At 66.2% G+C, this 21,302-nt stretch carries 23 protein-coding genes; 15 read left to right on the forward strand and 8 right to left on the reverse strand.

Features of this window, described 5'->3' with window-relative positions; translation table 11 throughout:
* Positions 1 to 61: 61 nt before the first annotated feature.
* The 9 genes from mdcA to R2N03_RS09240 all read left to right on the forward strand — a co-directional run bounded on the left by mdcA (position 62) and on the right by R2N03_RS09240 (position 7,768).
* Positions 62 to 1,750 (forward strand): malonate decarboxylase subunit alpha, encoded by a 1,689-nt coding sequence (gene mdcA / locus R2N03_RS09200; RefSeq protein WP_316657309.1) that lies wholly within the window; start codon positions 62 to 64, stop codon positions 1,748 to 1,750.
* On the forward strand, positions 1,750 to 2,679 hold the full coding sequence (locus tag R2N03_RS09205; RefSeq protein WP_316657310.1) for a triphosphoribosyl-dephospho-CoA synthase: 930 nt from the start codon (positions 1,750 to 1,752) through the stop codon (positions 2,677 to 2,679). Before mdcA ends, R2N03_RS09205 begins: the two co-directional genes overlap by 1 nt.
* Positions 2,666 to 2,971 (forward strand): malonate decarboxylase subunit delta, encoded by a 306-nt coding sequence (locus tag R2N03_RS09210; RefSeq protein ID WP_316657311.1) that lies wholly within the window; start codon positions 2,666 to 2,668, stop codon positions 2,969 to 2,971. Before R2N03_RS09205 ends, R2N03_RS09210 begins: the two co-directional genes overlap by 14 nt.
* A gap of 9 nt (positions 2,972 to 2,980) precedes the next feature.
* A complete protein-coding gene (locus R2N03_RS09215) occupies positions 2,981 to 3,826 on the forward strand; it encodes a biotin-independent malonate decarboxylase subunit beta (protein ID WP_316657312.1) in 846 nt (281 codons plus the stop codon).
* Entirely contained in the window at positions 3,823 to 4,653 is an 831-nt protein-coding gene (gene mdcE, locus R2N03_RS09220) for a biotin-independent malonate decarboxylase subunit gamma (RefSeq protein ID WP_316657313.1), read from the forward strand. The genes R2N03_RS09215 and mdcE overlap by 4 nt, the downstream gene beginning before the upstream one ends.
* Before the next feature lie 367 nt (positions 4,654 to 5,020).
* The gene (gene madL / locus R2N03_RS09225) at positions 5,021 to 5,428 is read left to right on the forward strand and encodes a malonate transporter subunit MadL (protein ID WP_316657314.1); all 408 of its coding nucleotides are present in this window, start codon (positions 5,021 to 5,023) and stop codon (positions 5,426 to 5,428) included.
* Between the two features lie 11 nt (positions 5,429 to 5,439).
* Positions 5,440 to 6,204 (forward strand): malonate transporter subunit MadM, encoded by a 765-nt coding sequence (gene madM / locus R2N03_RS09230; RefSeq protein WP_316657315.1) that lies wholly within the window; start codon positions 5,440 to 5,442, stop codon positions 6,202 to 6,204.
* Complete coding sequence (locus R2N03_RS09235; RefSeq protein WP_012430903.1) at positions 6,201 to 6,836, forward strand: malonate decarboxylase holo-ACP synthase; 636 nt, start codon at positions 6,201 to 6,203, stop codon at positions 6,834 to 6,836. Before madM ends, R2N03_RS09235 begins: the two co-directional genes overlap by 4 nt.
* Entirely contained in the window at positions 6,833 to 7,768 is a 936-nt protein-coding gene (locus R2N03_RS09240; protein ID WP_316657316.1) for a malonate decarboxylase subunit epsilon, read from the forward strand. Before R2N03_RS09235 ends, R2N03_RS09240 begins: the two co-directional genes overlap by 4 nt.
* 51 nt (positions 7,769 to 7,819) lie before the next feature.
* Here R2N03_RS09240 and R2N03_RS09245 read toward each other — a convergent pair whose 3' ends face one another.
* Positions 7,820 to 9,415: a peptide chain release factor 3 gene (locus R2N03_RS09245; protein WP_232038832.1), complete on the reverse strand. Its 1,596-nt coding sequence runs from the start codon at positions 9,413 to 9,415 to the stop codon at positions 7,820 to 7,822.
* Positions 9,416 to 9,776: 361 nt separating this feature from the next.
* Between R2N03_RS09245 and R2N03_RS09250 the strand changes: the two genes are divergently transcribed.
* Together R2N03_RS09250 and R2N03_RS09255 are read left to right on the forward strand one after the other, a co-directional pair.
* On the forward strand, positions 9,777 to 10,004 hold the full coding sequence (locus tag R2N03_RS09250; protein ID WP_041668726.1) for a hypothetical protein: 228 nt from the start codon (positions 9,777 to 9,779) through the stop codon (positions 10,002 to 10,004).
* Between the two features lie 122 nt (positions 10,005 to 10,126).
* A complete protein-coding gene (locus tag R2N03_RS09255; RefSeq protein ID WP_316657317.1) occupies positions 10,127 to 10,429 on the forward strand; it encodes a hypothetical protein in 303 nt (100 codons plus the stop codon).
* Between the two features lie 14 nt (positions 10,430 to 10,443).
* Here R2N03_RS09255 and R2N03_RS09260 read toward each other — a convergent pair whose 3' ends face one another.
* The 4 genes from R2N03_RS09260 to R2N03_RS09275 form a co-directional block, all read right to left on the reverse strand.
* The gene (locus tag R2N03_RS09260) at positions 10,444 to 11,433 is read right to left on the reverse strand and encodes a YihY/virulence factor BrkB family protein (protein WP_012429926.1); all 990 of its coding nucleotides are present in this window, start codon (positions 11,431 to 11,433) and stop codon (positions 10,444 to 10,446) included.
* A gap of 84 nt (positions 11,434 to 11,517) precedes the next feature.
* A complete protein-coding gene (locus tag R2N03_RS09265; RefSeq protein ID WP_012429927.1) occupies positions 11,518 to 11,823 on the reverse strand; it encodes a hypothetical protein in 306 nt (101 codons plus the stop codon).
* Between the two features lie 53 nt (positions 11,824 to 11,876).
* Positions 11,877 to 12,044: a DUF1328 domain-containing protein gene (locus R2N03_RS09270; protein ID WP_012429928.1), complete on the reverse strand. Its 168-nt coding sequence runs from the start codon at positions 12,042 to 12,044 to the stop codon at positions 11,877 to 11,879.
* 119 nt (positions 12,045 to 12,163) lie between these two features.
* Positions 12,164 to 13,570 (reverse strand): sigma-54-dependent transcriptional regulator, encoded by a 1,407-nt coding sequence (locus R2N03_RS09275; protein ID WP_012429929.1) that lies wholly within the window; start codon positions 13,568 to 13,570, stop codon positions 12,164 to 12,166.
* A 536-nt stretch (positions 13,571 to 14,106) separates the two neighbouring features.
* On the opposite strand from R2N03_RS09275, the gene R2N03_RS09280 reads away from it, so the two are divergent.
* A complete protein-coding gene (locus tag R2N03_RS09280) occupies positions 14,107 to 15,204 on the forward strand; it encodes a sigma-54 interaction domain-containing protein (RefSeq protein WP_316657318.1) in 1,098 nt (365 codons plus the stop codon).
* 222 nt (positions 15,205 to 15,426) lie between these two features.
* Here R2N03_RS09280 and R2N03_RS09285 read toward each other — a convergent pair whose 3' ends face one another.
* Positions 15,427 to 15,747 carry a hypothetical protein gene (locus tag R2N03_RS09285; RefSeq protein WP_316657319.1) on the reverse strand — a complete coding sequence of 107 codons (321 nt, stop codon included), beginning with the start codon at positions 15,745 to 15,747 and terminating at the stop codon, positions 15,427 to 15,429.
* 312 nt (positions 15,748 to 16,059) lie between these two features.
* Here R2N03_RS09285 and R2N03_RS09290 point away from each other — a divergent pair, with 312 nt between their 5' ends.
* Genes R2N03_RS09290 through R2N03_RS09300 form a run of 3 tightly spaced genes read left to right on the forward strand, consistent with a single transcriptional unit; the run spans position 16,060 to position 19,601 of the window.
* Positions 16,060 to 17,562 carry an RNA polymerase factor sigma-54 gene (locus R2N03_RS09290; protein WP_316657320.1) on the forward strand — a complete coding sequence of 501 codons (1,503 nt, stop codon included), beginning with the start codon at positions 16,060 to 16,062 and terminating at the stop codon, positions 17,560 to 17,562.
* Between the two features lie 26 nt (positions 17,563 to 17,588).
* Positions 17,589 to 18,788 carry a glycosyltransferase gene (locus tag R2N03_RS09295; protein WP_015855693.1) on the forward strand — a complete coding sequence of 400 codons (1,200 nt, stop codon included), beginning with the start codon at positions 17,589 to 17,591 and terminating at the stop codon, positions 18,786 to 18,788.
* A gap of 18 nt (positions 18,789 to 18,806) precedes the next feature.
* Positions 18,807 to 19,601: a DUF2334 domain-containing protein gene (locus R2N03_RS09300; RefSeq protein WP_316657321.1), complete on the forward strand. Its 795-nt coding sequence runs from the start codon at positions 18,807 to 18,809 to the stop codon at positions 19,599 to 19,601.
* Positions 19,602 to 19,607: 6 nt separating this feature from the next.
* Here the strand turns inward: R2N03_RS09300 and R2N03_RS09305 are convergent, their stop codons facing one another.
* Together R2N03_RS09305 and R2N03_RS09310 are read right to left on the reverse strand one after the other, a co-directional pair.
* Complete coding sequence (locus R2N03_RS09305; protein ID WP_012429935.1) at positions 19,608 to 20,144, reverse strand: phosphatase PAP2 family protein; 537 nt, start codon at positions 20,142 to 20,144, stop codon at positions 19,608 to 19,610.
* Positions 20,122 to 21,294 (reverse strand): glycosyltransferase family 4 protein, encoded by a 1,173-nt coding sequence (locus tag R2N03_RS09310; protein ID WP_012429936.1) that lies wholly within the window; start codon positions 21,292 to 21,294, stop codon positions 20,122 to 20,124. The genes R2N03_RS09305 and R2N03_RS09310 overlap by 23 nt, the downstream gene beginning before the upstream one ends.
* Positions 21,295 to 21,302: the final 8 nt, after the last annotated feature.

Raw genomic sequence — 21,302 nt, forward strand, 5'->3', positions numbered from 1 at the left:
GCACCTTTTTACAGCCTACGGTACAGGGCATCAAATCCATCAAGGCTGGAGACGCCATCCAATGCAACCGATGCCCGCCCAATCGGCAAACGGGGCCAACGCACCCATCCCGCCGCAATGGCGCCGCCGACGCGACGAGAAAGAACGCCGCCTGGCCGCAGCCCGCCGCATCGCCAACGGCAAGGTCATCCCCACTGGCGACATCGTCGCCGCGCTCGAAGCGCTGCTCGCCCCGCGCGACCGCGTCGTGCTGGAAGGTAACAACCAGAAGCAGGCGGATTTCCTCTCGCGCTCGCTGGCCAAGGTGAACCCCGAGCGCCTGCACGATCTGCACATGATCATGCCCAGCGTGAGCCGCGCTGAACACCTCGACATTTTCGAAGCCGGCATCGCACACAAGCTCGACTTCTCGTTTGCCGGGCCGCAAAGCCTGCGCATCAGCCAGTTGCTGGCCGACGGGCTGCTGGAAGTCGGCGCCATCCACACCTACATCGAGCTGTATGCACGGCTGGTGGTGGACCTGATTCCCAACGTGTCGCTGGTGGCCGGTTTCAAGGCGGACCGCGACGGCAACATCTACACCGGCCCGAGCACCGAAGACACGCCCGCGCTGGTCGAGCCCACTGCGTTTTCCGACGGCATCGTCATCGTGCAGGTCAACGAGATCGTCGATGACCCGGCCGACCTGCCGCGCGTCGACATTCCCGGCTCGTGGGTCGACTTCATCGTGCAGGCCGACAAGCCGTTCTACATCGAGCCGCTGTTCACGCGCGACCCGCGCCTCATCAAACCCGTGCACGTGCTGATGGCGATGATGGCCATTCGCGGCATCTACCAGCGGCACAACGTGCAGTCGCTCAACCACGGCATCGGCTTCAACACCGCTGCCATCGAGCTGATCCTGCCGACGTACGGCGAGCGCCTGGGCCTCAAGGGCAAGATCTGCCGCAACTGGACGCTGAACCCGCATCCGACGTTGATTCCCGCCATTGAATCCGGCTGGGTGGAAAGCGTGCACTGCTTCGGCACCGAGCTGGGCATGGAGCGCTACGTAGCCGCACGCCCCGATGTGTTCTTCACCGGCCGCGACGGCTCGCTGCGCTCGAACCGCATGCTGTGCCAGCTCGCCGGCCAATATGCGGTGGACCTCTTCATTGGCGCGACGCTGCAGGTGGATGGCGACGGGCATTCGTCCACCGTCACGCGCGGTCGGCTCGCCGGCTTTGGCGGCGCGCCCAACATGGGCCACGACCCGCGCGGCCGCCGTCACGCAACGCCTGCGTGGCTCGACATGACCGAACCGGTGACGATGCTCGAGCGCGGCAAGAAGCTCGTCGTGCAGATGGTCGAAACATTCCAGGAAGGCGGCAAGCCGACCTTCGTCGACACGCTGGATGCAGTGGCCGTCGCCAAGCAAAGCGGCATGCCGCTGGCGCCCATCATGATCTACGGCGACGACGTCACCCACCTGCTGACCGAAGACGGCATCGCCTATCTTTACAAGGCCCGCTCGCTGGAAGAGCGGCGCGCCATGATTGCGGCGGTGGCGGGCGTCACATCCATCGGCCTGCGGCATGACCCCTCCAAGACCGAACAGATGCGTCGCGACGGCCTGATCGCCCTGCCGGAAGACCTTGACGTGCGCCGCAGCGATGCCAGCCGTGAATTGCTCGCCGCCAAGAGCATCGCCGACCTGGTCGAATGGTCGGGCGGCCTGTACGACCCGCCTGCACGCTTCCGGAGCTGGTAATGGAGAAGACATTGCAACGGCCCCTGCCGGCCAGCCCGAGAGCACGTGCGAAGCGATTGGCCGCGCTGGTCGTGTCTGCCCTCATCGACGAGGTGACGCTGTCGCCCAAACCCGGTCTGGTGGATGTGCGTGGCAACGGCGCACATCACGATCTGGACTGGACGCTGATGGTGCATTCCGCCCAGACCCTGCGCCCGGCGTTTGAAGCCATGGCATTGGCTGGCGCGCAGATCGAAACGCACGCTGGCGAACAACTCGCGCTACGCGAGCGCATCGGCCGCCTCGGCCGCGAAGGCGAAGCGGCCATGCTTGATGCCACCGGCGGCATCAACACACACCGTGGTGCCATCTGGGCGCTCGGCCTGCTGGTCACGGCTGCAAGCCAAGCGCCGCATGCATTGAGCGCAGCAGCAGTTGCGGGGCGCGCGGCGCAACTGGCCAACATCCCGGATCGCTTTGCGCCTGTCTCCACTGGCCACAAGGGCGAGCGCGCCTGCAATAACTACGGCGTCGGCGGTGCGAAGGGCCAGGCCTGTGCCGGCTTTCCGCACGTGATCAAGGTCGCCCTGCCGGCGTTGCACCATGCACGCGCTGCAGGCATTCGCGAAGACCATGCGCGCGTGGATGCATTGCTTGCCGTCATGGCTGCGCTGGACGACACCTGCGTGCTCGCACGCGGCGGCGCCAAGGCACTGCACGTCGTGCAAACCGGTGCGGCCACCGTGCGCGCAGAAGGCGGCTTGGCCACAGCGCAAGGCCGTCGCGCTTTCCGCACGCTTGAACAAGACATGCTGGCGCTGCACGTGTCGCCCGGCGGCGCGGCCGACCTGCTGGCTGCCGCACTCTTCCTCGACCGCCTGCCGACAGACGCGCGCGCAGCGTCCGACATCGAATCCGCTCATCAGGAAACCGAACATGGAGCAGCTTGATTTTCAGTTCACCGGCGGCGCACCCGCCGCGCGCCGTGCGTATGCAGGCGTGGTCGGCTCGGGCGACCTTGAAGTGTTGCTGACGCCGGGCAACGCCGGCCAGATCGACGTGGCCATCACCACGTCCGTCAATGGCATGAGCGCGACGTGGCAGGCGCAGCTTGCACGTGTGTTCGGCTCGCACACGTGGCCGGCGGCAAAGATCATCATCAACGACTTCGGCGCGACACCGGCCGTGGTGCGGTTGCGGCTTGAGCAGGCGCTTGAATCGCTTAACACGCTCGGGTCATAAGGAGAAGCCATGTCACGCAACCCGATTGAACGCGACAGCTTTATCGAACGCGACGCGCGCCGACGTGCGATTGCCCTGCTCGACCCCGGCACCTTCCGCGAGCTGCTCGACCCATTCGAGCAATTGACCTCGCCGTGGCTGCCGCGCCAGGGCATCGTCACGCAGGCCGATGATGGCGTGGTGGTGGCCCGCGGGACGCTGGGCGGGCAACCTGCGGTGGTGCTCGCCATTGAAGGCGCCTTCCAGGGCGGCAGCATGGGCGAGGTGTCCGGCGCCAAGATTGCCGGCGCGCTGGAGCTGGCGGCAGAAGACAACCGCAATGGCATTCCCACACGCGCCGTCATCGTCTTCGAAACCGGCGGCGTGCGGCTGCAGGAAGCCAACCTGGGCCTTGCCGCCATTGCTGAAATCCACGCTGGCATCCGTGCGCTGCGCGAATACGGACCGGTGATCGGCATCACCGCGGGCGTGGTCGGCTGCTTTGGCGGCATGAGCATCGCGGCGGGCCTGTGCAGCTACCTGCTGATGACGCGTGAGGCACGCCTCGGCCTGAACGGCCCGCAGGTGATCGAGCAGGAAGCCGGCATTGAAGAATACGACTCGCGCGACCGCCCGTTCATCTGGAGCCTGACCGGCGGAGAGCAGCGCGCCGCCACCGGCCTGGCCGATGTCTGCATCGAAGACGATTCCGTCGCCATCCGCGCACAGGTGATCGAGTGGCTGAGCGCCGGCGCGCCCAAGCACCAGCGCAGCGAGCAGATCGACCACTACCTCGCACAACTTGCCGCCGTCGACACATCACGCCAAGCCACGGCAGAAGATGTGCGCATGCACTACGCAAAGGACGTCGCATGAGCCAGAACGAACTTTCCACGCGCGGCGCAACCTGGATGCGTGCGCTTGCCGACGGCACACCGGTGCCGGGTTACGGCAGCACGCTGCAAGTCGTCGATGCGGCGCTCGCAGGTCAGCCCGCGCGCTACATCGCCGTCGTGCCCGATGCCGAGAACCGCTTTCCTCGCGCACGCAACGGCGAAGTGGGCCTCATCGAAGGCTGGCAGCTCGCGCGTGCCGTGCGCGATGCCATGACTGCCGATGCGGGGCAGGAAAAGAAGCGCGCCATCGTCGCCGTCATCGATGTGGCAAGCCAAGCCTACGGGCGCCGCGAGGAGGCCTACGGCATCCACCTCGCCCTGGCTGCAGCGGCGGATGCCTACGCTGCCGCCCGCCTGGGCGGTCACCCCGTCATCGGCCTCATCGTCGGTCGCGCCATGTCGGGCGCCTTGCTGGCGCACGGCTACCAAGCCAATCGCCTGCTCGCCCTGGACGATGCCGACGTGATGGTGCACGCGATGGGCAAGGCCGCGGCGGCGCGCGTGACGCTGCGCTCGGTCGCCGAGCTGGAACGCCTCGCGCAAGAGATTCCGCCCATGGCATACGACATCGCCAGCTTCGCGTCGCTCGGCTTGCTGTGGAAACTGCTGAAGGTCAAATCCGCCGACGCACCCGACGCCGGAGACGTCGACACCGTGCAGACCGCACTCGCCGCAGCACTGGCCAACATCGCGGCTGATCCATCGCGCGGCTTGGAAAGCCGCCTGGGCGCACCGCTGCGCAGCGCATCGTCAGAAGTCCGCAAACGCCTACGCGAGCAATGGAACACGCAGTCAGAAGGCGCATAACGAACAGGAGACACATCGCGGCGTGAACACATGCGCCCCGACGGTTTGGCCGTACCTGCCCTAGATGGCGCCTTCAATTTTTGTAAGCGGGCGGAAAAAAGGCGGGGAACTGTCTGAGCGCAGCGAGTTTTCCCCGCCTCCGCACGGTTACGAAAATTGAAGGAGTCCTTCGCCATCTCGGGCGCGCCTTTCTTTGCTTACTTTCTTTGGCAAGACAAAGAAAGTAAGTCAGCCCCGGCAGGGGATGAAACAAGGGATGCACCACCAACGCAATCAACGCAGGCAACGCAAAAAACCAGTCCTCACCCCTCGATCACCAAAACACCACAACAGGCGACCCATCGCCGTTCCTTCAGGAGACAAAGACGTGATCATTTACGGTACAACCCTGCTGGCGCTCTGTCATCTCGCCGGCCTCTTCCTGGGCGATCTGCTCGGCCAGGCCATCGGCGTGAAGGCCAATGTCGGCGGCGTGGGCATCGCCATGCTGCTGCTCATCTTCGCGCGGCTCTACCTGCACAGGCACGGGCTCATGCCCGCCGCCACCGAGGCGGGCGTCTCGTTCTGGGGCGCGATGTACATCCCGGTGGTAGTGGCCATGGCGGCCACGCAGAACGTGGTGACGGCACTGCGCGGCGGCCCCGTTGCGTTGCTCGGTGCCATCGGCGCGGTGATCGTGTGCGGTGTGTGCATCTCGGTCATCAACCGCACTGGCAACGCGGAAGACCGGCGCCCCCTGCCCCCGCTGCCTGAAACCGAACAAGCCCGCGCTTAAGGAGTCGCACCATGCTGTCAATGCTAGAGAAAGTTCTGCAGCACAACGGGCTGGTCGCGGCGTTCGCGCTGGTCGGCATCGTCATGGGCCTGTCGATGTGGGTATCCAGGAAGCTGACGTTTGGGCGCGTGCACGGCTCGGCCATCGCCATCATGATCGGGCTGGTGCTCGCCTATTGGGGCGGCATGCAGACCGGTGGCGAACGCGGCCTGGCTGATCTGAAGCTGTTCGGCGGGATCGGCCTGATGGGCGGGGCCATGCTGCGCGATTTCGCCATCGTGGCCACGGCCTTTGAAGTGCAGGTGACTGAGGCACGCAAGGCGGGCATGATCGGCGCCGTCTCGCTGTTGCTCGGCACGGTACTGCCGTTCATCGTCGGCGCGTGTGTTGCCTATGCCTTCGGTTACACCGATCCGGTGAGCGTCACCACCATCGGCGCAGGTGCCGTCACGTACATCGTCGGGCCGGTGACCGGTGCAGCGCTGGGCGCCACCTCCGATGTGATGGCGCTGTCGATTGCCACGGGGCTCGTCAAGGCGATCCTGGTGATGGTCGGCACGCCATTCGCTGCCAAGGCGCTGGGCTTGAACAACCCGCGCGCGGCCATGGTGTTCGGCGGATTGGCGGGTACGGTCAGCGGGGTGTCGGCGGGTCTGGCGGCCACGGATCGGCGCCTGGTGCCTTACGGCTCGCTGGTGGCCACGTTCCATACGGGTATCGGCTGCCTGCTCGGGCCGTCGATCCTGTTCCTGGCCACGCAGGCATTGCTGCGATGACACCCACGCCGCTGCGCGCGCACGATCTGCTGTGGGTGTCGGAGACACCCGTGGCGACGGACGACGCGCCATTGCCGGACTGGGCCATCACGGCGTGCCGGCAAGGCTCGCCAGTCGTTGTGCGCCGGGCCCCGCGCGGCAACGATGGTGCAGTGCCGGTCGGCCTGCGCGGGGGTGCGCGGCATGAACGCTGCGCAGCGACGGTGTCTGCCAGCAGCATCACGCGTGTGGTCTCGCCCGAGGCGCTGGCCGCCACAACGGCCTCCATCGCACCCGACGCGCCGTTTGCGGCACTGCGCACCTTGCGTGCGCTTGCAACAAAATTCGACGCGCTTGGCTGGGCGTGGGGCCCGACCGGCGGTGCGGGCTTCGCGCTCGCCAGTGGCTTGCCGGTGCTGCATGCGGATAGCGATCTCGATCTCGTGCTGCGCATGCCGCATGCACCGTCGGCCGCGCAGCGCAATCAGCTCGTGCACGTGCTGGCCGAAACCGAATGCCGCGTCGACCTGCAGATCGACACCGCGCGCGGTGGATTCGCGTGGCGCGATTGGCTAGCGTCGCCGCATCAAACGTTGCTCAAGACCGATCACGGCCCACACCTCGTTGCAGATCCGTGGAGCGAATGCGCATGAGCGTGCTCTTCATGTTTCCTGGCCAGGGGAGCCAACGCGTGGGCATGCTGCATACGCTGCCTGACGACCCGGCCGTGGCACAAACATTGAGCGAGGCGGGCGACGTGCTGAGCGTCGATCCGCTCACGCTCGACACCGCAGAGGCATTGCGGTCGACCGTGGCCGTGCAGCTCTGCCTGTTGATTGCCGGTGTGGCTGTGGCACGCACGTTGGTTCGGCAGGATGCGGGGCCGGACATGGTGGCGGGCCTGTCGATTGGCGCGTGGCCTGCAGCAGTCATTGCAGGCGTGCTGGAATTCAGCGATGCGCTGTGTCTGGTATGCCTGCGCGGGCAACTCATGGAAGACGCGTACCCCAGCGGCTACGGCATGGCCGTCACGGCCGGACTGACTGAACCCGAGGTTGCCGCCATCGTGGCGCAGGTCAACTCGGCCGCAACGCCAGCCTATGTCGCCAACCTGAATGCGGAACGGCAGATTGTCGTGGCGGGTAGCGATGCGGCGCTCACGCAAGTCATGACGCGCGCGCATGCGGCGGGCGCATCGACGGCAACGCGGCTGTGCATGGCAGTGCCGTCGCACTGCCCGCTGCTTGATGCACAGGCAGCTGAACTGGCGGCAGCCGCTGCAAGAGTCACGCCGCACGCACCGCAACTCACCTATGTGAGCAGCAGTCGTGCACGCGCGCTGTTCCGCGCACATCTCATTGTCGAAGACCTGGCCTGGAACATGGCGCGACCCGTGCTCTGGCACGACACGCTGCGCCACGCGCTGGAGCGCGGCGCACGGATGGCCGTGGAGATTGCGGGCAACGGTGCGCTGATGCGCCTCGCACAGCCCGTCTTTGCAAATGACGCGGTGCTGGATGCGAGCAGTGGGCTCGATGCGGTGCGGGTGCGGATACAACGCCAGCGGCGTTTGGACAGCCGATAGCGGATAAAAGAAACGGAGCTTCGCGCCCCGTTTCCTTTTGCCCCTCGCCGCTTAAACGATTTCCCGCGTTTCCATGAACTGGATGTCCGGGAAGCGCTCCTGCGTCAGCCGCAGGTTCACTTGGCTCGGCGCCAGGTACACGTAGTCGCCCGCACCGTCCAGCGCCACGTTGTGGCCGGCCTTGTCGATCAGCTTGTCGATATCTTCCTGCTTGCCGCGCAGCCAGCGGGCCGTGGAGCACTCATGCGGTTCGAAGATGGCATCGACGCCGTACTCGTGCTCCAGGCGGTGCGCAACCACATCGAACTGCAGGATACCGACGGCGCCCAACACGAGGTCGTTCGAGGCCAGCGGGCGGAACATCTGCGTGGCGCCTTCTTCGGCCAGTTGCTGCAAACCCTTCTGCAACTGTTTGAGGCGCAGCGGGTTGTTCAAGCGCGCGCGACGGAAGAACTCCGGCGCAAACGACGGGATGCCCGTGAACTTGAGCGTCTCGCCTTCCGTGAAGGCGTCGCCCAGCCGGATCGTGCCGTGGTTAGGCACGCCGATGATGTCGCCGGCGAACGCCTCTTCCGTGGTGTTGCGGTCCTGCGCCATGAACGTGATGGCGTTGTTGATGGCGACCGTCTTGCCTGTGGACACCTGCAGCAGCTTCATGCCGCGCTCGAAGCGGCCCGAGCACACACGCACAAAGGCGATGCGGTCACGGTGCTTCGGGTCCATGTTGGCCTGGATCTTGAAGACGAAGCCGGTGAACTTCTCTTCCATCGGCTTGACTTCGCGCGTCTCGGTGGGGCGCGCCAGTGGCTCGGGCGACTGGTCCACCAGCGCATCCAGCAACGACTGCACACCGAAGTTGTTCACCGCCGAGCCGAAGTACACCGGGCACTGCTTGCCGGCCAGGAACGCCTCTTTGTCGAACGTATGCGATGCGCCGCGCACGAGTTCGATGTCGATGCGCAGTTCTTCGGCCTGCGAGCCCAGCACGCGATCCAGCTCCGGGTTGTCCAGGCCTTGAATCAGGCCGGCGGTGGCGCCCTTCTCGCTGTCGGCGTTCGGATCGAACAGCTGCACCGTGTCGTTGACCAGGTGATACACGCCCTTGAACGACTTGCCCATGCCGATCGGCCACGTCATCGGCGCGCACTGGATCTGCAGCACGCTTTCGATTTCATCGAGCAATTCGATGGGCGCGCGGCCTTCGCGGTCGAGCTTGTTGATGAACGTGAGGATGGGCGTGCTGCGCAGGCGGCAGACGTTGAGCAGCTTGATGGTCTGCGCTTCCACACCGTTGACGGAGTCGATCACCATCACGGCGGAGTCGACGGCCGTGAGCGTGCGGTACGTGTCTTCCGAGAAGTCTTCGTGGCCAGGGGTGTCGAGCAGGTTGACGATGTAGTCGCCGCCCTCGTTCCGGTACGGGAACTGCATCACCGACGACGTCACCGAGATACCGCGCTGCTTTTCCATCTCCATCCAGTCGGATGTGGCGTGGCGGTTGGCCTTGCGCGCCCGCACGGCGCCGGCCATCTGGATGGCGCCGCCGAACCACAGCAGTTTCTCGGTCAGCGTGGTTTTACCCGCATCCGGGTGGGCAATGATGGCGAACGTCCGGCGGCGCCGGATCTCCTGCTGCAGCGTACTCACGGGCAAAAACCGAAAGGGAAGGAGTGAAAAATGCGGATGGTTGCGCACGTGGCACGTGCGCTGGCCGGCGGGGTCGTCCCGGCGGCCGATGGACTGCCCGAACGGAGTTGTCAATCCGGGGCAGCCGAGATTGTACGCGATCGGCGCACTCGCTTAGGATCGCCTGCATTGCCGTGCAAGGGCGGGAAACCCCCTAGGAACCGTTCGGCGGGATGGCGAGACCAATCCGTTGTCGGAATGCTCCGACAACCCTTTCGGAGGCGGTGTTATCGAAGTTGTCATGAAGCTCCCGTATTGTGGGGGCCGTCGCGAAAGTTGCTTTGCGATCCGGAAAGACGTGAAGAAGGAAGGAGTCCAAATCGTGCGTAGTCGAACCCCTGTCGATCCCGCCGTGCAACGCATTCTGGAAACCACGCGCAAGGCGTGGCAACTGGATGCCGAAAGCGTGCGTGCGGCGCGTCAACAGCGTGCCGCCAATCGCCGCAAGCGGATCAAGGCCCTGCCGCAGGACAGCCTGCAGGCGCTCGCTGCACTCGCCCTGCAGGCGGAAATCTGGGCGGTGCGCAAGACCGTGGTGACGGTCGGCTAGGTGCCGTTCCGCATCGTGTCGAGGGCCACCTGCGTGGCCCTTTTCTTTTGCGGCAGCGCTCCTGGGGGCATGGTGGTTGCTTGTGACTGGCTGACGCGGAATCTCAATTTCAGGAGGCCCACATGACCGAACCGATCCCGACACCGTCCACGACCGGCAGCCATGGCGCCACCGTCACGGCACTGCACCCGCAGATCGATCACACCGCGCAGCGCGTGAAAGATGCCACGGCGGAAGGCATCGACCGGCTGGCAGGCGTCATCTCCACTGCGCTCACGCAGTTCGACAAGCGCACGGAACAATTGAAGCACCTGCACGCGAACGTCTCCGAGCAGGCCAGCGGCTCAGTACGTCAGCACCCCGTCCTCACCATCGGCCTGGCCTTTGTGGCGGGGATGCTGCTCGAGCAATTGACGCGGGATTGACGAAGCGGGCGCGTTCAGCGCCCTTCGCGCACCCCGGGGCCGGTGCCGCTGCCGCTTGCCAGATTGGCTGCAAGCGCCGGGTTGAGCAGCGCAGCCTGCGCACCCGGCCCCGCGGTCTCGTGCTGGCGGCTGCCGAACTGCAGCGCGTACTGACGGGTGACAAGCGCACCGAAGAAAAAGATCTGCGCCGAGTAGTAGATCCACAACATCAGCGCCACGACCGAGCCCGCGGCACCATACGACGAGGCGACCGCGCTGTTGCCCAGGTACAGCCCGATGAGATGCTTGCCGAGCGTGAAGAGCAGCGCCGTGACTACCGCGCCAAGCGCCACGTCGCGCCAGGCCACGCGCGTTTCGGGCAGCATCTTGAAGATGGTGCCGAAGAGCAGCGATACGACCGCGAAGGAAAATACCGACGAAAACGCTTCCGCGATCGGCGCGAACAGCCCTGCGCTTTCCCATATCGCGCCCCAGAACCGCTCGAGCACGGCAAGCGCCGCGTTGATGATGAGCGACACCAAGAGCAAGAAGGCCAGTACCAGCACCAGGCTGAAAGACAGCAGCCGCGAACGCAGCAGACCCCACAGCCCAGGCTGCTGGCGCGGCGGCACATCCCACAGTTCGTCCAGGCTGTCCTTCAGTTCGGAAAATGCCGTGGTGGCGCCCACGACCAGAAGCGCCAGGGCCATCACCGCGGCAAACAGTCCATGGCCCGACCGCTTGGTCGCGGCCAGGATGGTCTCGACGGCGGCCGCGCCCTGTGCGCCCACCAGGCCCTGGATCTGGCCGAAAATCTCCCCGCGCGCCGCCTGCTCGCCAAAAAACAGGCCGGCGATGGAAATGACGAGCACCAGCACCGGCGCCATGGAAAACAACGTATAGAACGACAGCGCCGCGCCTTTGCTGGCCGCGCGGTGCGCAGACCACTGCTGCGCGGCACCCAGCAGGATCCTGGCAGTGCGCCTGAACACATCGCGATCAAGGAAAGAGCCGGCCAGGCGCATGAGCGATCCTCGAAGAAAGCGGCGCGGGCGGCCCCGTGCCGCTTTCGAGCGTAGTCAGCGAGGCTTGCGTGCGCAAGCCTTCGCTCAATCGTCGCGCCCGCCCAGCAGTCGGCTCAGCAAAAAGCCGGCGCCAAACGCGAGGCCGATCGTGGCGAGCGGGTGTGTACGCATGCACTCGGCCGCATCCGACATGAGCCGCTGCTGCGACGCACGCCACTGCTCGCGCTTGACGGCGGCCTCGTCGAGCGCCGTGGCGGCGGCATCAGCGGTGCGGTCGATGGCCTGGGCAGTCGTCGCCTTGACGCGCTCGGCGGCTTGCGCCACGTCATCGCGGATCAGGTTGCCGTGGCCGTCGGATTTCGGGAACGGGTTGGTCTCAGAGAGTTCCATCGGTCAGCACTCCGGTGGTTGCAATGGATGGAGGTCGGCGAGGGCGAGCGGCGTCATCCTCGCCCCGCCACCAGGCCCCAGATCAGGCTGACGACGAAGAGCACCACAAAGATCATGAACAGGATCTTGGCAATGCTTGCAGCACCGGCGGCAATACCGCCAAATCCGAGCACGGCCGCAATCACGGCAATGATGAAAAAGATGAGGGCGTAGCGCAGCATGGAAACCTCCTGTGCGGTGGGGTGGGCTTGCCGCCGTGGCGGCGGTTACCCCACCGTCAGCAAGCCGCGTACCGCACGCGCAAAGCCCGACGCGTGTCCCGGGAGCATGACGGCGCAGCCTAGGCTTCCGTGATATGCGCGCGGCCCGGGCCGGTGTCATCGCCACCGTCATCGGCGTCGCTGTTGCTGTTGTATTCCTCGAGCCGGTTGTACAGCGTTTTCAGGCTGATGCCGAGCAGCTCCGCCGCGCGCTTCTTGACGCCACCGCACTGCTCGAGGGTGGCCAGGATGATCTTCTTGTCGGCGCTGGCCAGCGACGTGCCCACCGGAATCGTCAGCGTCGAGCCGCCGGAGCCGGTTTGCGTGCTCGACACTTGCAGCGGCACGTTGGCCGTGTCGATCCCGGCGTCGTCCGACAGGATGTAGGCGCGTTGCACGTAGTTACGCAGCTCACGCACATTGCCCGGCCAGTTGTACGCGCGCAGCGTCTCCATGGCCGGCGGCAGGAACGCCTTCTTGGTGTTGCTCTGTGCATTGAGCTGATCCAGGAAATGCTGCGCGAGCAGCTCGACATCCTTGCCGCGTTCGCGCAGTGGGGGCAGTTGCAGCGGGAACACGTTCAAACGGTGGTACAGGTCGGCGCGCAGCTTGCCGTCGGCAACCGCTTCTTCGGGGTCGCGGTTGGTGGCGGCAATCACGCGCACGTCGGAGTCGATCTCGCGGTTGGTACCCACGCGCATGAACACGCCGGTCTCCAGCACGCGCAGCAGCTTGACCTGCAGCTCGATCGGCATCTCGGTGATCTCATCCAGGAACAGCGTGCCCCCGTTGGCGCGCTCGAAGTAGCCCTTGTGCTGGCGATCCGCGCCGGTAAAGCTGCCGCGCTCGTGGCCAAACATCTCCGATTCGATCAGGTTGGGCGAGATGGCGCCGCAGTTGACCGGCAGGAAAGGCTGCTTGCGGCGCAGGCTCAGGTCGTGGATGGTCTGCGCGGCCAGTTCCTTGCCGGTGCCCGATTCGCCAATGAGCAGGACGGTCGCCTCGGTGGGCGCCACGCGGCTGACCTGGTCATACAGGGTCTGCATCACCGTCGAGTTGCCCAGCATCTGGCCGAAGAGGCCCAGGCGGCGCAACTCACCCCGCAGGTTGCCGATCTCGGCCTTGAGATCGCCCGGGCGAGGAATGCGCGCGAGCACCGATTTGAGCCGCTGGAAATTGACCGGCTTGACGAGGTAATCGGCCGCGCCCATGCGCAGCGCCTCGACCGCTGTCTCGACGCTGGCGTGGCCGGTCATGACGATGATCTCCGTGCCGGAGTGGGGCGCGATGTCTTCCATCAGGTCCATGCCGTTGCCATCGGGCAGGATCAGGTCGATCAGCACCGCGTCGGGGCTGTGACGCGACATCTGAATGCGCGCATCGCGCAACGACCCGGCCAGCGCGGTGGTAAAGCCTTCTGCACCGACCAGCTCACCTAGCGCGGCGCGCGCGTTGGCATCATCTTCGACAATCAGGATATGTGGCATCTCGGTTCGGTTGGATGGGCCGGCCACTGCCGGCGGTCAATGCTTGGGGCTGGTGCGTGCACCAGGCGCGCGGCAGGTGCAAAAAGTATTCCAGCGAATACGGCCACGGCAATCACGCGTCCCGGACGGGGTGTGTGACGCGGGCGCTGGTAATTTTTACACCGCGCCGTGCAAGAAAAGGCTCGCATGCGTCACTCGGGTTGAGGAGCCCTTGCGACGGGGTTGCGTTCAGCATAGTTGAGAAGGCCGGCGGTTCGCCACCCATCGGGGCAAATGGAAAGGGAACGTCCCTTCTTGCCGCGAAATCCCCGTCCCACAAGCGTCTTGGGCGCGATTCTTGTCAGCGTTTGGCCGACAGGACGGCCGAAACGTCAGCGCCTGCCCGACATACAACGCGCGGGAACGGCCCCGATAATGACTCAACTTTTGAACACAATGTGACGGGATGACGACGCGCCAAGCAACCAGTAGCCCGTACCGCTGAGCGGATGGGCTCCGCGCAACGACGTCCCGTCGTGACCGACCACGAGGGAGCCATGTCCTTGAGCGAAGCCTTCGCAGACGAGCACGCCACGACGGCCGGGCGACTGCCCTGCCCCCCCAGCCTGACCGATATCGCGGAGTTTGACGACGTCGACCCCGCCGCCGCCCAGGCCATCGCCATTGCGGAGCCCGACTTCGGCCATCTGTACGGCCGCTCGCCCGTCATGCGCGCGCTGTACAACCAGATCGGCAAGGTCTCAGGCACGCTGGCCACCGTGCTGATCATCGGTGAATCGGGCACCGGCAAAGAACTCATCGCGCGTACGGTGCACGACATGAGCCCGCGCGCGGACCAGGCATTCATTGCCGTGAACTGCGGCGCGATCTCGCCCAACCTGATCGAGTCGGAACTCTTCGGCCACGAGAAAGGCAGCTTCACCGGCGCAACCCAGCGGCATACCGGCTATTTCGAGCATGCCTGCGGCGGGACCATCTTCCTGGACGAAATCACCGAAATGCCGGTCGAGATGCAGGTCAAGCTGCTGCGCGTGCTGGAGACCGGCGTGTTCATGCGCGTGGGTGGCACCGAGCCGATCCAGACACGCGCGCGCATCATCGCGGCGACCAACCGTAACCTGATGGAAGCGGTGGCGGACGGCGCCTTTCGCGAAGACCTGATGTACCGCCTGGCCGTCGTGCCCTTGCATGTGCCGCCGCTGCGAGACCGGGGCGACGACATCGAAGAACTTGCCCTGCATTTCCTGGCGCAGTTCAACGCAGCCCACCAGACGGACAAAGTGTTTTCGCGCACAGCACTCACGGTACTGCGCAACCACGGCTGGCCCGGCAACGTTCGGGAACTGCGCAATGCCGTACAACGCGGCTACATCCTTGGCGAAAAGACGGTCGATCTGGACAATCCGATCAGCTCGCCGCGCGGCCCTACCCGACCGACCGTCAAGGAAGGCGTGCTGAACCTGTCGGTCGGCGTCACGCTGGCCGAGGCCCAGCGCGCCATGATCCTGGCCACGCTCGAGCATTTCCACGGCGACAAGCGCCAGGCGGCCAAGACGCTCGGCGTCAGCCTGAAGACGCTGTACAACCGCCTGGATCTCTATCAAGGCGCGGCGGCCGCTGGCATGGCGGCCTGACCGTCCCCGCCTGTCGCACCGTCGGGCGTTCAACGCACGTGGCATCCGCGCGGACGTCCTAGCGCGGATGGGCGTGCGCGCGCTCGCCCGGGTGTTCGTGGCGGCGGCGCTCATGCGGTGGAGGCGCGGGCCGGCGCGGTGCCGGCTCGGTTTCCGCGCGCATGCGCGGGCCCATGCGGCGTGGTTCAGCGGATGACATCGGCATGGCCGTCCCCTCGCCCGTTACTGGTCTTGCCTGGAGGTGGCCGGCTGCGAGTTGCCCGTGGTGGTAGCCGCCTCGTTGCCGCCGGACTGCACGCCCGAGTGCGACATATCGCCGGCACTGTTGGCGCCCCCCTTGGCCTTGGATGTCTTGTGGTGTCGCGATTTCCTGTGCATCGGCTTGCCTGTCGATGCATGTGCCTCGGCAGCGCCCGCCGCCGGCATGGCGCTCTGGCCATCGGCTGCGGGAGCGGGCGGCGTGGTGGACTGCGCCACAGCCACTGTCGTCCCGAAAGTCAGGGCAGCGCTCGCGATGGCGGCGATCAGGGTTCGTGAATGCATCGGCTTCTCCTGGTAGACACGAGTGGCAAAAAGATGAGGCAAGCCCGCGGCTGCCCCGTGAGCCCTGCAGCAACGCATGTTCCCGCTCGCCCCTGTGCAACTGCGATGACCCTGGCACGCCTGACACCTGCATGCCTGTCATGCGCAGGCAACAATGCGCATATAAAAACGACATGACCATGTAGAAACGGCGTGCCAGCCACCCGCAAAGCCTTGCCGTATCTCGCTTTGCTGACATGGCACACGCTTTGCATTGCTCCGTGGAGATGCCGGCGGAACGTCGGCGCCCACTCACTCAAGGAGGCAAGGCGAATGGTCAAGGCCGCTCTGGAAATGCGTGCGAAGCAGCATCTCGCGCTGACGCCGCGGCTGCAGCAGTCCGTCAAGCTGCTGCAGTTATCCGCAACCGAATTTGCGCAGGAAATGCAAGAAGCGCTCGCAAGCAACCCGTTCCTGGAGGAGGTCGAGCAAGAAGCCGGTGCGCAGCCGGATGCGACCCGTGCGAACGACCTGCCCGGCCCGGCAGACCTGGATGGCAGCGGCACCGACCACACGCCGTCCGAAGCATTGCCGCTGGAAACCACCACGAGCGCCATCGAGACCGACCCGGCGCTTGCCACAGCAGATGAGTTTCCTGCCGATTTCGGCACGTACTACAGCCATGGCGGCGCACACCATGGCGACGGCGAAGACAGCGACATTGGCGAATGGGTGCACGCCACGCCAAGCCTGCGCGAACATCTGCACCAGGAGTTGCGCAGCTACCGCCTGTCGCAGCGTGATTGCCTGCTGGGGCAGACGGTGATCGAGGCGCTTGACGACGACGGCTACCTGCGCCAACTGCTCTCCGAACTCATTCCGCTTGCGCCGGTGGAACCTCCGCCAACCGAGAAGGAAATGCAGATCGCCCTGGCGCTCGTGCAGAGCCTCGATCCCCCGGGCGTGGCGGCGCGCGACCTGTCTGAATGCCTGCGTCTGCAGATCGAGGCGCGGCCCGCCGACACCGAGGCCGAGGAGCGCATCCAGGAGGTCGCCCACGACATCGTGCGCAGCCACCTGCCCCGCCTCGCCAAGCGCGAATTCACACAGATGCGCCGCGCGCTCGGCTGCACGGAAGATGAGCTTCGCGATGCCTGCGCGCTCATTCGCATGCTCGACCCACGCCCGGGACTGCGCTTCTCGCAAGCACACGCGGGCTACATCGTGCCCGATGTGATCGTCGCCAAGATCCGGGGCAAGTGGATCGCGGTGACCAACCCGGCGGTAGCGCCCTGCGCGCGCATCAACAAGGTCTATGCCGAACTGTTTGCCCAGACGCGCGGCTACCATCGCACACCGCTGGCGCACCAGCTGCAGGAAGCGCGCTGGCTCATCCGCAACGCGCAGCAGCGCTTCGCCACGATCCAACGCGTGGCGGAGGCGATCGTCGCGCATCAGAAGCATTTCCTGGAGTACGGCGAAGTGGCCATGAAACCGCTGGTGCTGCGCGATGTGGCCGAAGAGCTGGGCTTGCATGAGTCCACCATTTCACGCGCGACCGGCAACAAGTACATGGCCACGCCGCGCGGTATCTTCGAATTCAAGTATTTCTTCTCCCGGCAACTGGCCACCGACACGGGCGGCGCATGCTCGGCTGCCTCGGTGCGGGCGCTGCTCAAGGAGATGATCGAGGCCGAAGACGCCGACGCACCGCTCTCCGACGTGTCGCTGGCCAAGATACTGGCCGAGCAGGGTGTGATCGTCGCGCGCCGCACGGTCGCCAAGTACCGTGGGCTGATGCGCATTGCGCCGGCGGAAATGCGCCGCCAGGTCTGACCCCGCGCATCCCCCGGAGGACCGCCGTGCGCAAGCTGCCGATCGACCACGCTATGAACGACGCTGCCGAGGCGTCGCTCCACCTGGCCGACGTGACGATGTTCTGGGCGGCGGAAAGCGGAGGCGTCAAGCGCTATCTGCGCGCCAAGCACGATTTCCTCCGCTCCACGCACTGGCGGCACACGCTGGTCGTGCCAGGCATCGCGGAGGATGCGACGAACGCCATCGCGGTGGTGCCCGGAGTGCCGCTGCCGCTGTCGCATGGCTATCGTATTCCGCTGCGCGCGGGACCTGCCGAGCGGGCCTTGTGCGCGCTGTCGCCGGATCTCATCGAAGCGGGCGATCCGTATCGGTTGTCGTGGGCCGCGCTGCGCGCGGGCGCTCGCCTTGGGGTACCGGTGGCGGCCTTCTGCCACTCAGACTTGCCGGCCTTCTTCCGTCGATTGGGCGGCGCACCTGCCGAACACTTCGCGGCGGCCTATGCGCGCAGGCTGTATCCGCATTTCGACACCGTCTTCGCGCCGAGCCGCTACGTCGCGCAGAAGGTCGCTGAGCTGGGCGTACAGCAGGTTGAACTGCAACCCTTGGGCGTCGACACGCGCCTGTTTCATCCGGCGCGGCGGTCATTGCGCTGGCGGGCGCAACTCGGCCTGCCCCGCGATGCGCGCGTGCTCCTCTATGTCGGCCGCTATGCCCCGGAAAAGAACCTGCACGTGCTGTGCGACGCGGTCGACAGGCTCGACGACGGGACCCTGCTGGTCACGATCGGTTCCGGCCCGACACCGCCGCGCGGCAGGCACGTGCGCGCGCTGCCCTACGAGGGCGATGCCCAGCAACTGGCGGCGGCCATGGCCAGCGCCGATGCGTTCGTCCATGCAGGCGACCAGGAGACCTTCGGGCTGGTCGCGCTGGAAGCGATGGCCAGCGGCCTACCCGTCGTCGCCTGCGCGGCAGGCGGCCTGGGTGAACTGGTGGATGAGCACGTCGGCTATGCGGTGCCACGCTGCAGCGCCGACGATTTCGCCCAGGCGCTGCACGCCCTGCGGCGGCGCGATCCGGTCGCGCTCGCGCATGCCGCGCGCCGGCACGCCATGCATTATGACTGGCGCGCCGTGTTGCCGCAGTTGCTGCGCCGCTACCTGGCGCTGCTGGGGCGGCAGGCGAGCGCTGCCAGCGACCCACTTCATGTCACGCGCGTGCGCCCACGTACCGCGCGCATCCGATAAGCAGACCGGCAGCCCATCATGTCACGCTACCTCATTCTCGCCATGCACGATGTCACACCGGCCACGTGGCCGGCATGCAAGGTCCTGCTGAACGCGCTGGATGAGGTGTGCCGGGTACCGAAATCCCTGCTGGTCATTCCGAACTTCTATCGTGGCCCGACCGCACGCAACAGCGACCGCTTCTGCCGCTTGATGAGCGAATGCCTGGCAGAAGGCGACGAACTCGTGCTGCACGGCTATGCGCATCTGGACGATCAGCCGCCCGGCGGCATCCTCGATCAACTGATCCGCACCCGGTACACGGCCGGCGAGGGCGAGTTCGCTGCCATACCGCTCGCGGCCGCTCGCCACCGGATCGAGGCCGGAGCCGCCTGGTTTGCCGCTAACGGTTGGCCGCTGCACGGCTTCGTCGCCCCGGCGTGGTTGATGAACGCCGCCACGTGGCAGGCGCTCGACGGATTGCCGCTGCGCTATACGACGACGCTGCGGCGCTTCTTTCTGCTGCACCCGACACGCGCACTCGCTGCACCATGCCTGACCTACAGCGTCCGCACCCCTGCGCGGCGACTGGTTTCGCGCTACTACCTGCAGTGGCTGGCCCGGCAGCATGCGAATCTGCCAGTGCTCCGCCTCGGCCTGCATCCGGCCGATGCCGCCCATCCGGATGTCATCCGCCATTGGCAGGAGCTGCTCGCGTCGAGCCTGGAGACGCGCACGCCCGTCACCAAGAACGGCTTTGCGCAGGTGTTCACGCAGGCGTGGATGAGCGGCCCGGAAACCGCATCCGCCGGCCATCCGCAGACGTCGTACTAGCCCTGCCTAGAACAGCCACACCGATAACCCGCCGATCAGCACGCCGAGCCCCGCGCCGGCGAGCACATCGCTCGGATAATGCAGGCCGAGTATCACGCGCGACAGCGCCACCATGAGGGTGAATGGCGCCAGAGCCAGGGCCATGCGCGGGTAGTACGCCGCCATCACGATGCTGAACGACACGGCATGCAGCGTATGCCCCGACGGAAAGCTGAACTGATCGAGCACGCGCCCGCACAGATGGATCTCTTCACAGGACAGATACGGCCTCGGCCGGCACACGCCGCGCTTGAGCACGATGTAGATGACCAGCGACAGCAGCCCCGTGAGACCCATCTGCTTGGCGCATTCCCAGCCGGTATCGCCACCAACGACGGGCAGGGCAGCCATCAGCGCGTACCACAGCATGCCGTCGCCCAGGCGACTGACGCCACGATAGAAGCGCATGACGGACGGATCGCCGGCGACGTTGTTGAGCGCAACGGCAAGCCGCCGGTCGCGCTCGCGCCAGCGCTTCCAGTCAGGCCAGACGTGGGTCGCCATGGTAGGCCCCCCCGGCAACGGCCGCGTGGTGAACGGCCATGAGCGCCGCTTCAAAGCGCTCGAGCACGCGCGGCCAGTCAAGCGTCTGAGCGGTCTGCCGGGCAGCACCGCCGAGACGACAGCACAGGGCCGCGTCTGCCGCAAGCTCAGTGGCGGCACGCACGAAGGCGCCTGCGTCGCCGACGGGAACGAGCAGGCCGTTCTCGCCGCTGCGCACGTGCATGCCAGCAGCGGCGGTATCGAACGCCACCACGGGCAGGCCGCTGGCCATGGCTTCAACGACCACATTTCCGAAGGTTTCGGTCAGGCTCGGAAAGAGAAACAGATCCGCCGACGCGTAATGCGCGGCCAGTGCCTGTCCTTGCTGCATGCCGGCAAACACCGCTTCAGGGCAGCGCTGCTGCAACACCCGCCGCAGCGGGCCGTCGCCCACCATGACCAGGCGGGCACCGGGCACGTTGTGCCGAATCGCATCGAATGCGTCCAGCGCCACCCCGAGATTCTTCTCCACCGCCAGCCGCCCGACCGTCAGCACGACCGGCGCATCGTCCGCGGCATGCCACTGTGCACGTAGCGCCTCGCTCCGATGGTGCGGCGCGAACTGGCGCGCATCGACACCGCGCGTGCTGATGCTGAGGCGCTCGAAGGCCAACGCACGCAATTGGCGCTGCAACTCACGCGTTGGCACGAACGTGCGGTCGGTGCGATTGTGGAATGCGCGGAGGTAAGCGCGCACCAGCGCCGCCGCACCGTCCCAGGCGTAGTGGCGGCCGTACTCATCGAAGCGCGTGCGGAAGTCCGAGGTCACGGGCACGCCCAGTTGCCGGGCCGCGCGAATCGCCGACCAGCCCAGCGGTCCCTCGGTGGCCACGTGCACCAGGTCCGGCCGATACGCCCGCCATGCGCGCACAAGACCGCGGCGCGCAGGCAGGCCCATGCGCAGCGCCGGATAGCGTGGAATGGGCATCCCCCTGACGCGCAGTGTGCCGCCGGAAAGCGGCGGCTGGCCCGTATCGATGACTCGCTGACGGGGCCGCACCAGCATCACGTCGTGCTCCCGGGCGCGCAGAAACGCCACCGTCCGCGCAGCCGTGAGCGATACGCCGTTGAGTTCGGGAGGCCAGGTCTCGGTCACGTAGGCGATGCGCATGATGGCGT

The sequence above is a fragment of the Ralstonia condita genome (assembly GCF_958405655.1).
GTDB lineage: Bacteria > Pseudomonadota > Gammaproteobacteria > Burkholderiales > Burkholderiaceae > Ralstonia > Ralstonia condita.

Bases quoted from the DNA above. Each gene is read 5' to 3' on its own strand.
- madM (WP_316657315.1), top strand. From the start codon at position 5,440: ATGCTGTCAATGCTAGAGAAAGTTCTGCAGCACAACGGGCTGGTCGCG.
- R2N03_RS09205 (WP_316657310.1), top strand. From the start codon at position 1,750: ATGGAGAAGACATTGCAACGGCCCCTGCCGGCCAGCCCGAGAGCACGT.
- R2N03_RS09270 (WP_012429928.1), bottom strand. From the start codon at position 12,044: ATGCTGCGCTACGCCCTCATCTTTTTCATCATTGCCGTGATTGCGGCC.
- R2N03_RS09260 (WP_012429926.1), bottom strand. From the start codon at position 11,433: ATGCGCCTGGCCGGCTCTTTCCTTGATCGCGATGTGTTCAGGCGCACT.
- R2N03_RS09215 (WP_316657312.1), top strand. From the start codon at position 2,981: ATGTCACGCAACCCGATTGAACGCGACAGCTTTATCGAACGCGACGCG.
- R2N03_RS09300 (WP_316657321.1), top strand. From the start codon at position 18,807: ATGTCACGCTACCTCATTCTCGCCATGCACGATGTCACACCGGCCACG.
- R2N03_RS09210 (WP_316657311.1), top strand. From the start codon at position 2,666: ATGGAGCAGCTTGATTTTCAGTTCACCGGCGGCGCACCCGCCGCGCGC.
- R2N03_RS09305 (WP_012429935.1), bottom strand. From the start codon at position 20,144: ATGGCGACCCACGTCTGGCCTGACTGGAAGCGCTGGCGCGAGCGCGAC.
- mdcA (WP_316657309.1), top strand. From the start codon at position 62: ATGCAACCGATGCCCGCCCAATCGGCAAACGGGGCCAACGCACCCATC.
- mdcE (WP_316657313.1), top strand. From the start codon at position 3,823: ATGAGCCAGAACGAACTTTCCACGCGCGGCGCAACCTGGATGCGTGCG.
- R2N03_RS09275 (WP_012429929.1), bottom strand. From the start codon at position 13,570: ATGCCACATATCCTGATTGTCGAAGATGATGCCAACGCGCGCGCCGCG.
- R2N03_RS09280 (WP_316657318.1), top strand. From the start codon at position 14,107: ATGTCCTTGAGCGAAGCCTTCGCAGACGAGCACGCCACGACGGCCGGG.
- R2N03_RS09290 (WP_316657320.1), top strand. From the start codon at position 16,060: ATGGTCAAGGCCGCTCTGGAAATGCGTGCGAAGCAGCATCTCGCGCTG.
- R2N03_RS09265 (WP_012429927.1), bottom strand. From the start codon at position 11,823: ATGGAACTCTCTGAGACCAACCCGTTCCCGAAATCCGACGGCCACGGC.
- R2N03_RS09285 (WP_316657319.1), bottom strand. From the start codon at position 15,747: ATGCATTCACGAACCCTGATCGCCGCCATCGCGAGCGCTGCCCTGACT.
- R2N03_RS09240 (WP_316657316.1), top strand. From the start codon at position 6,833: ATGAGCGTGCTCTTCATGTTTCCTGGCCAGGGGAGCCAACGCGTGGGC.
- R2N03_RS09235 (WP_012430903.1), top strand. From the start codon at position 6,201: ATGACACCCACGCCGCTGCGCGCGCACGATCTGCTGTGGGTGTCGGAG.
- R2N03_RS09310 (WP_012429936.1), bottom strand. From the start codon at position 21,294: ATGCGCATCGCCTACGTGACCGAGACCTGGCCTCCCGAACTCAACGGC.
- R2N03_RS09255 (WP_316657317.1), top strand. From the start codon at position 10,127: ATGACCGAACCGATCCCGACACCGTCCACGACCGGCAGCCATGGCGCC.